This is a genomic window from Azospirillum formosense, assembly GCF_013340925.1.
Classification (GTDB): domain Bacteria; phylum Pseudomonadota; class Alphaproteobacteria; order Azospirillales; family Azospirillaceae; genus Azospirillum; species Azospirillum formosense.
This window is the reverse complement of sequence record NZ_WHOR01000027.1, coordinates 26,208-34,556: the sequence shown is the minus strand read 5'-3', so window position 1 is coordinate 34,556 and position 8,349 is coordinate 26,208. Positions and strand designations below refer to the sequence as shown.

Annotated in this window: 6 protein-coding genes and 1 pseudogene; 2 read left to right on the top strand and 5 right to left on the bottom strand. The window is 70.7% G+C overall.

Translation table 11 applies throughout. The features are described from left to right. Window positions 1-186 precede the first annotated feature (186 nt). Window positions 187-912, bottom strand: a complete 726-nt coding sequence (locus GBZ26_RS06090; RefSeq protein ID WP_174438068.1) for a tetratricopeptide repeat protein — start codon at window positions 910-912, stop codon at window positions 187-189. Further along, a complete protein-coding gene (locus tag GBZ26_RS06085; protein ID WP_174438067.1) occupies window positions 909-1,316 on the bottom strand; it encodes a hypothetical protein in 408 nt (135 codons plus the stop codon). The genes GBZ26_RS06090 and GBZ26_RS06085 overlap by 4 nt, the downstream gene beginning before the upstream one ends. 356 nt (window positions 1,317-1,672) lie before the next feature. On the opposite strand from GBZ26_RS06085, the gene GBZ26_RS06080 reads away from it, so the two are divergent. After that, window positions 1,673-2,839 carry a glycosyltransferase family 4 protein gene (locus GBZ26_RS06080; RefSeq protein WP_174438066.1) on the top strand — a complete coding sequence of 389 codons (1,167 nt, stop codon included), beginning with the start codon at window positions 1,673-1,675 and terminating at the stop codon, window positions 2,837-2,839. Between the two features lie 211 nt (window positions 2,840-3,050). Continuing rightward, entirely contained in the window at window positions 3,051-4,865 is a 1,815-nt protein-coding gene (locus GBZ26_RS06075) for a tetratricopeptide repeat protein (RefSeq protein ID WP_174438065.1), read from the top strand. Window positions 4,866-4,883: 18 nt separating this feature from the next. Here GBZ26_RS06075 and GBZ26_RS06070 read toward each other — a convergent pair whose 3' ends face one another. The 3 genes and pseudogenes from GBZ26_RS06070 to GBZ26_RS06060 all read right to left on the bottom strand — a co-directional run. Next, on the bottom strand, window positions 4,884-6,800 hold the full coding sequence (locus GBZ26_RS06070) for a tetratricopeptide repeat protein (RefSeq protein ID WP_174438064.1): 1,917 nt from the start codon (window positions 6,798-6,800) through the stop codon (window positions 4,884-4,886). A 142-nt stretch (window positions 6,801-6,942) separates the two neighbouring features. Continuing rightward, window positions 6,943-7,785 (bottom strand): PA0069 family radical SAM protein, encoded by an 843-nt coding sequence (locus GBZ26_RS06065; protein ID WP_246653808.1) that lies wholly within the window; start codon window positions 7,783-7,785, stop codon window positions 6,943-6,945. A 206-nt stretch (window positions 7,786-7,991) separates the two neighbouring features. After that, window positions 7,992-8,249 (bottom strand): annotated as a pseudogene (locus GBZ26_RS06060) (IS3 family transposase); the annotation flags it as partial. Window positions 8,250-8,349: the final 100 nt, after the last annotated feature.

The following is an 8,349-nucleotide window of genomic DNA, read 5'->3' as shown; positions in this document are numbered from 1 at the left end:
CCGGGCCCCCCCCTCCACCGCCGGGGGAATGAGGAAGTTCGGCGGGGCTTGGGCGGGAACCGGGGGGTGGATATCCTCCTCTTCCAGGGATCGGGGGCCGAAGACCCCGACCGCCGGGGGGGCCCCGCCCCGCGGGCGCAGCGTCCGGAGGAGGCGCGGGCAGAAATGGCCGTAGCCCGGGGCGCTTTAAAAAGCGCCGCGGACCGCCAGCCCCGCTTTCGATCCCGCAGCCGGAGCGGGTGCCGCCATAGCCGCGGCCCGGTATCGCCCGCAGCGCGCCAAGCCGTTGGCCGCCTCGGAAGCGGCCGGGTCGAGCCGGAGCGCGCGGTGGAAAACCCCGGCGGCCTCGTCCACCCGACCGAACCGCAGCAGCGTTTCGCCGAGCTGGACACAAGCGACGGCGCCTTCGGGCGCGATGGCGATGGCCCGGCGCAGATCCTGGGAAGCCGCCGCCACGTCGCCGGCGAGCATCCGGATCAGGCCGAGATTGTACCATTGCACGGCCATGCCGGGATCGAGGCGCGTGGCGCGCAGCAGGAACCGGACGGACCCGTCCAGGTCCCCCGTTTCCTGCGACACCATGCCCAACCGGCTGCAGACGGTCGCGGACTCCGGCTGCACCGCCGCCAGCGTGCGCAGGGCACGCGCGGCGGCCGGCCACTCCCGGCGGTGTTGCAGGACGATGCAGAGGTTGGTCAGCGCGGCGGCGTGCCCCGGAGCGATCCGAACCGCGTCGCGCAGGGCCTCCCTGGCCGCGCCGTCCTGGCCGGTTGAGAACAGCGCGGCGCCGAGCAGGTTGAGCGCATCGAATCGCCCCGGTTCCAACGCCAGCACGGCCCGGCAGGCGTCAGTGGCCTCCGCCAGCCGCCCGGCGCGGTAAAGCCGGGTCGCCGCTTCGATCCCGTCCGTCACGACACCCCCGCGGCGCGTCGGGCGAGCGCGGCGGCGATCTCGGCGGCGACCCGGGCCATCACCCTGTCCGAATCGCTCCAGCGCGTCATGCGGAGCAGCCGGGTCACCGGATACCGGGGCGTGCGGTCGGGAAGGCGCATCCGGCGCCAGTCCCCCAGCCACGGCAAGGTCAGGAACACCGGACGCCCCATGGCGCCGGCGATGTGGCCGACCACGGGATTGCAGGCGACGATCAGGTCCATGCCCTGGATGATCGCAGCGGTGTCGGCAAAACTTTCATCCTCACCACTCCCATCCCTGTCCGGCAGCGAGACGATTCCCAGCCGGTCGTCGGGCCGCTCCCACCGACCGGGTCCGTCCGCCTTTTGCAGGCTGTACAGCCGCACCCTGGAAAGGTGCGACAAGCGTGCGAAGCGTTCCAGCGGAATCAAGCGTTCGGCCCCCGCGGCGCGCCACTGGATGCCCACCCGGACGTCGCCCCGCCGCGGCGATCCGTCGGCGCCAGAACGCCGCCTCCGCGAGGCAGCACAGGGCCGATTGAGAACCGCCGAGCGGGCGCAGACGCGGCGTGTCCGGCGCGCAGTCCCCACCCGCCGGGTCGAGAAAGGCGATTTTGACGGTCATGCCGGCTCAGGCTGGACAGCGGCTCACGCCGTGTACCGGCGTTCGCGTTCTGCTATCCTACGATCCAAGGCCATGGGCATGAATGGATGTGCGGCGCGTGACGGAGTTGGCAGCGGAAGGCGTCGGGAAGCCGTGCATGCAGCAGAACCTGGCGCTGACGTGGCAGCTTTCGGAAATTCACGGCTGGGGTCTGGTCGGCGTCCACACGGCGCTGCATCTGATCGACCGGGGACGGCCGCCGCTCCTGCTGGAAAAACCGCTTCTGTCCACGATGCGGCCGGAGAACCGGGCCAAGCTGAACGTCCTCATGGACGGTCATCGGCAGATCACCGCCATCGCCGACCGGTCGGGCGACCGGATGCTCGGCCTCAACGACTGCACCGTGCTGCACGCGCTCGGCAACGGCTTCGTGGCGGGTCCGCTCTCCGCCCGGTTCCGCGGCAGCCGCAACGTCGGGGTCATCGCCTTCGAGGACACTCTGTTCGACGAGGACACGCTGCGCCGCGCGCGGAGCTACGACCGGATCGTGGTCCATTCCGTGTACAACCGGGCCCTGCTGGCCGAACAGGGCTTCACCGATGTCGGCTGCGCCTTCCAGGGCGTGGACCCGGACGAGATGGCACCGGCACCGCCGGCGCGGCGCTTCGGCGACCGCTTCGTCGTCTTCTCGGGCGGGAAGGTGGAGTTCCGCAAGGGGCAGGACATCGTGCTGGCCGCCTTCCGCCGGTTCCATGAGCGCCATCCCGATGCGCTGCTGGTCACCGCGTGGCACAATCCCTGGCCGCACACCTCCACCGACATCGCCGAATCCCCGCTGGTGCCCTCCGCCCCCGCGGTGGGCGACAACGGCAAGCTGCGCATCGTGGATTGGGCCATGGATTGCGGCGTGCCGCCGGAGGGCTTCGTCGACATGGGCTTTCTCGGGCGCGGCCAGATCCCCGCCATCCTGGCGGAATGCCACGCCGCCCTCTTTCCCAACCGTTGCGAAGGGGCGACCAACCTCGTCGCCATGGAGGCGATGGCCTGCGGCGTGCCGGTCATCCTGTCGGCCAACACCGGCCATCTCGACCTGATCCGCGACGGCGCCTGCCTGCCCCTGCTCCGGCAGGACCCCGTCACCGATCCCGATGGTCGGCGCCGCGGCTGGGGGGAGTCGTCCGTCGAAGAGGCCGTCGCCCATCTTGAAACCCTCTACACCGACCGCGCCGCCGCCCGCGACCGCGCCGACAAGGCGCGGGCCTTCCTGCGCGGCGAGCGCACCTGGCGCGCCTTCGCCGAGACCTTCGTGACGGCGGTGGCCTAGGGATGGCGCGGGCTGCGAAGGACCCCGGCGGCGCCCGCCGGCGCGGGGACCCTGAAGCGCTCGGCCGGCCGAACGGCGAGCCCCTGAGCCTCGCCGCCAGCCGGGCCTTGGCGCACGTGCAGGACGGAGCGGCCAACAAGGCTGCGGCGCGGGTCCTGTTCTGATCGCCGACCCCAGGAAGCACGGACAAGCACAGACAAAGCACAGACTCATGGCCTTCCCCACCAAAGCCACCATGGATCGACCCGACCCCACAGCGCTCGTCGCGACGGGCCTCGCCCATCACGGGGCCGGCCGGCTGGCCGAAGCGGAGAGCGCGTACCGGCGGGTTCTCGCCGATCACCCCCACCACCCGGACGCCCTGCATCTCCTGGGCGCGCTGGCGCTTCAGGGCGGCAAGCCGGCGGAGGCCGTGGAGTGGATGAGGCAGGCCATCCGTTCCGCCCCCGACAACGCGGCCTGCTTCTCCAACCTCGCCAGCGCGCTGCGGCGGCTCGGCCGGCGCGACGAGGCCGTGGCCTGCGGCCGGCGCGCCCTGGCGCTGGACGCCGGTTCCGCCGACGCGCTCAACAACGTCGCGAACGTGTTGTCGGACCAGGGCCGGCATGGCGACGCCGCGACCGCGCTGCGCCGGCTGCTGCGCCTCAAGCCGCGGCTGACCGAACAGCGGCTGTTGCTCGCGCAGGCGCTCATCCTGGACGGCCGCGCCGAGGAGGCGATCGAGGAGCTGATGGTCCTTCTCGGCATGGCGCCGTCGTCGGTTGCCGCCTACGCCAACCTGGGCATGGCCCACCGCCGTCTCGGCCGGGCCGAGGAGGCGGTCCGCTACTACCGCTGCGCGCTCGGCTTCGCGCCGGGCGATCCCGGCGTCCTCAACAACCTGGGCGTCACGCTTCAGGATCTCGGGCGGCTCGACGAGGCGGTGGCCTGCTTCCGGCAGTCCATCGCGATGCAGCCGGATGCGGCGCACACCCACCTCAACCTCGGCCTCGCGGCCCGCGACCTGATGCGGATCGACGAGATGATTTCGCTGACGCGATCCGCGGTCCGGCTCGACCCGGCCCTGGCGGAGGCGCACACCGCGCTGAGCTTCGGGCTGCTCATCAAGGGCGAGCTGGAGGAGGGGTTCGCCGAGTATGAATGGCGGTCGCGCATGGCCGACTTCCCGTCGCCCCGGCGCGGCTTCGCCTCACCCCCCTGGGACGGCTCCGACCTCAGCGGGCGGACCCTGCTGGTCCATGACGAGCAGGGGGTGGGCGACACCATCATGTTCGCCCGCTTCGCCCCGCAGCTTCAGGCGCGGGGCGTGCGCGTCGTCGTCGAGTGCAACAGCCAGCTCGTCCGCCTGCTCTCCGCCATGCCGGGCATCGAGGGCGTGGTCAGCCGGTTCGATCCGCCGCCTCCGCACGACGCGCACGACGCCCTGGCCAGCCTGCCGCATCGGCTCGGCACCATGCTCTACACGATCCCCGCCGACACCCCCTATCTGCGCGCCGAGCCGGAACTGGCGACACGCTGGGCGACGCGGATCGGGTCGCCGCCCGGTCAGCGGACGGGGCTGCGGGTGGGGCTGGTCTGGGCGGGAAACCCCGGTTTCAAGGCGGATCACATCCGTTCGCCCCGCCTGAAGGCGTTTCTTCCGCTGCTGGACGTTCCGGGCGTCACGGTCTTCGGCCTGCAGAAGGGGGCGGGACGGCAGGACCTGGAAACCTGCGGACCGCTGCCGCCGTCCTTCACCGACCTTGGCGCGGAGATCACGGACTTCGCCGACACCGCGGCGATCATGCAGAATCTCGACCTCGTCATCAGCTCCTGCACGGCGCCGGCCCATCTGGCCGGGGCGCTCGGCCGGCCGGTCTGGACAGTGCTGCCCTTTGCCCCCGACTGGCGTTGGCTGGACCAGGGGATGTGCACGCCGTGGTACCCGACCATGCGCCTGTTCCGTCAGGACAGGCGCGGCGACTGGGCGCCTGTCGTCGGCCGCGTCCGTGCCGCTCTCCAGGCCCTCGCGCGGTCCCGCCCATAACCCCCGTGTTGCCGTGCCTCAGGGTGTCCAGGGTTCGAAGGGCCGGATGCGGCGGGCGGCGACGTCCGGCTCGACGAACAGGCGGGCGCGGGTGTTGAGACGGGCCGCCAGCGCGCTGAAGCCGCTGGCGGCGCTGGTGCCGACCACGTCGGCGTTCATCAGCACGTGGAAGTCCTGAAGGAAGTCCAACCCTGCCCACTCCTCCACGACGTCGGCCCGGGTCAGAGGATGGAACTCCGCGAAAGCGTGCCGGATCGCCGCGACGTCGTCGCTGGCCACATAGAGCACCGGCCGGTCGAGGCGCGGCCACCAGTCGCGCAGCCAGTCGACGTACCAGGCGGTCTCGGTGATCGGATAGTTGGACGTCACGAAGTCGCCGCGCCGGATGTGGAGCGCGACCACCGTGTTTCCCGCCGCCCGCAACCGCTCGATCGCCGGGACGAGTTGCGGCTCCCAGACCCGGCGCGGCCTCAGCCAGGACTGGACCCGCTGCCGGTATTCCCGCCTGTGCTCGAACAGGAACAGGGGGGAGAGGATGTCGCGGTCGGCGATCGGCGCCCGCACCGTGGCGCCGCTCACCAGCTCGTTGAGGGTGCGGCGGGCGAACAGCAGCGGCGGCAGCGGACCGCTCTGCGGCGGATCGTTCAGCTCGAAGAAGGCGCCGCCCACCCAGTCGGGAGTCTCCAGCACGAATCCGTGAGTCTCGGCGTAGAGCCGGACCAGGATGTATTCCAGGACGGTGTGGGCGAAGCGCCCCCGGGTGGCCAGGGACGAGGAGGTCACGCGCGGGGGCCGGTGCCCACCGTCCGTCCCCGCGGCGGCGGGGCGGACCAGTTGGAGCCCCTGGTCGGCCAGGGTGGCGCGCAAGGCGGCGAGCGACTTCACGGTGAAGAACCAGCCGTTGTCGCCGCGGACCGCCGCCAGCCGGTCGCGGGCCACCCGAGGGGCGCCGTCCCGCAGGTCGAGCGCGGCCAGCGCGGTCAGGCACTCCCCCCGATAGGCCACGCCGCCGAGCGGCGTCGAGGCCAGCCGGGTGAAGAACGCCCGCCCTTCGGCCAGCCGGTCGCCTCGCAGGAAGAGGTTGCTCAGCAACTCGATGCTGAGGGACACGCCGACGCCGGGGATCGGCAGGCTTTCGATCAGTTCCGCCTCGGCCTCCGCCAAGCGGCCCAGATCGCTCAGCACCGTCGCCACCCGCAGATGGGCGAGGGCAAGCCCCAGCCGCGCCGACCGCCGGTAGGCGCGCAGAGCCCGCAGGGAATCGCCATGGGCGTACAGGGCGTTGCCGGCATTGTACCAGTGTTCCGGGCTGGCCGGGCCGAGAGCCAGCGCACGCCGCAGGCTGGCCTGGGCTGCGGCGTCATCGCCGCGTTCGAGCAGGGTGTTGCCCAGGTTCATGTGGGCGGACGCCAGATCGGCCTTGACCGCGATGGCGCGGACCAGGCTCTCCACCGCCTCGTCGAGTTGGCCGGCGCGGCGGAGCACCACCCCCAGATCGTGATGGACCTCGGCCAAGCCGGGGTCGAGGTGGGCCGCGCGTCGCAACGCATCGATCGCCCGCGAAGCGCCGGCATCGCCGTGGGACTGGAAGGCGTCGCCGAGATGGCGCCAAGCCTGCGGATGACCCGGATCGACGAGGATCAGCCGCCGCCATTCGGCGATGGCCTCCGCGGGATGGCCGGCCTTGTCCAGGACGCTGGCGCGGTTGACGCGGGCCTCGATCCAGCCGGGATTGAGCCGAAGCGCGCGCCCGAGCAGGGTCGGGGCGATGACCGGCCGGCCGCTCTGCCACTCGGCCATGCCGAGCAGATACACGGCGTTGGGGTTCGCCGGGTCGGCCTCCAGCACCCGGCGGTAGAGGGCGGCCGCCTCGGGAACACGGCCGGCGCGATGCTCGGAGAAAGCGACGGCCAGGACGTCACCGATCGTGGCCATCTCCCCGTCTCCCTCAGCCTTCGAACCGCATCCCGGGTCATCGCCACCGGCGCGGGCGTGTTCGGGCAGGAGAAGGTAGGCCAATGACGGCCGACCGATCAACTCGGAGCGGGCCGGTTCGCTCCCGTGCAAGATGGACCGGTCAAAACATCGTCAGTTGTTCGCCGCGGGCCGGCGGGGGCATGAAGTCGGCACAGTTGAGGGCGGCGTCGCGGGCGTTGAGGCCGAGGCGCCGGCAGGCCAGCTTGAAACGCTTCGACAGCAGTTCCGCCACCGGGCCGGAGCCCTTCATGCGGCTGCCGAACTGGGACCGGTACAACTCCCCCTCGCGGCACTGCCGGATCAGGCTGAGAACCCGTTCGGCGCGGTTGGGCGCGTGCTCGCGCAGCCATTCCCCGAACAGATCGGCGATTTCCAGCGGCAGGCGCAGGAGGATGTAGTTGGCCTGAGTCGCCCCGGCCTGCGCCGCCGCGGTCAGGATGGCTTCCAGCTCATGGTCGGTGAGCCCCGGGATCACCGGGCTGGCCAGCACCGCCACCGGCACGCCGGCCGCCGTCAGCTCACGCATGGCGGCAAGGCGCCGCTGCGGCGTGCTGGCCCGCGGCTCCATCCGGCGGGCGAGGTCGCGGTCGAGTGTGGTGACCGACAGCGCGACGTTGACCAAGCCCTTGGCCGCCATCGGCGCCAGGATGTCGAGGTCGCGCAGGACCAGCGCCGATTTGGTGATGATCATCACCGGCTGGTTGAAGTCGCGGCAGACCTCCAGCACGGCGCGGGTGATGCGCTGCTCCCGCTCGATGGGCTGGTAGGGATCGGTGTTGGCGCCGAGCGCCAGCGGCTGGCAGCGGTAGGATTTGGCGCGAAGCTCCGCCGCCAACAGTTCCGCCGCCCGGGCCTTGCGGAAGATCTTCGTCTCGAAATCCAGCCCCGGCGACAGGCCGAGATAGGCGTGGGTCGGGCGGGCGAAACAATAAATGCAGGCCAAGCTTATATCTATAGCCATGTGTTCATTATCTGGCAAGCCATTAATTTGAAAAAATATTTACGGCGATGGAGGAAAATTATGTGCATGTTCAGATTGTTGTATACTGGCAGGAAAACATTAGGGCGTGAGGGGAGGTGCGAATTTTCAATTCGCGCCGAGCCGAGGGCAGCCACTGGTAACTATGGCATCGCACGCAGGTACGGTCAGATTTTGTGCTCCAGATGAGACACTACCATTTTTGGACGCTGGTAGACCGCCTGCAAGCCCATCCGCAGCATCAGGCGGCGGATGGGCTTGCGGTTGACATCCTGTGCTTGGCGTCGGAGATGACGGGTCATCTGCTGGCTGCCGTACCGGGGCGTTTCCAGAAACTGCGCGTCGATCAGCCGCATCATCGTAAGCGTCGTCTGTGGGCTGCCTTGCGGGAGCAGTGGGCCGCGTGCTGAAAGCTGGGCGTCGGCGACGCCGGAGGGTGTCCTGTCATACGCGGGCGTCGCAATACCGTCGGCGAAAGGTTGTTGGCTGGTCAACCTCTGACGACACCACAGGTGTCCCACGGCACAC

Excerpts from the sequence above, each read along its gene's own strand:
- GBZ26_RS06080 (WP_174438066.1), top strand. The coding sequence starts at position 1,673 with ATGCAGCAGAACCTGGCGCTGACGTGGCAGCTTTCGGAAATTCACGGC.
- GBZ26_RS06075 (WP_174438065.1), top strand. The coding sequence starts at position 3,051 with ATGGCCTTCCCCACCAAAGCCACCATGGATCGACCCGACCCCACAGCG.
- GBZ26_RS06070 (WP_174438064.1), bottom strand. The coding sequence starts at position 6,800 with ATGGCCACGATCGGTGACGTCCTGGCCGTCGCTTTCTCCGAGCATCGC.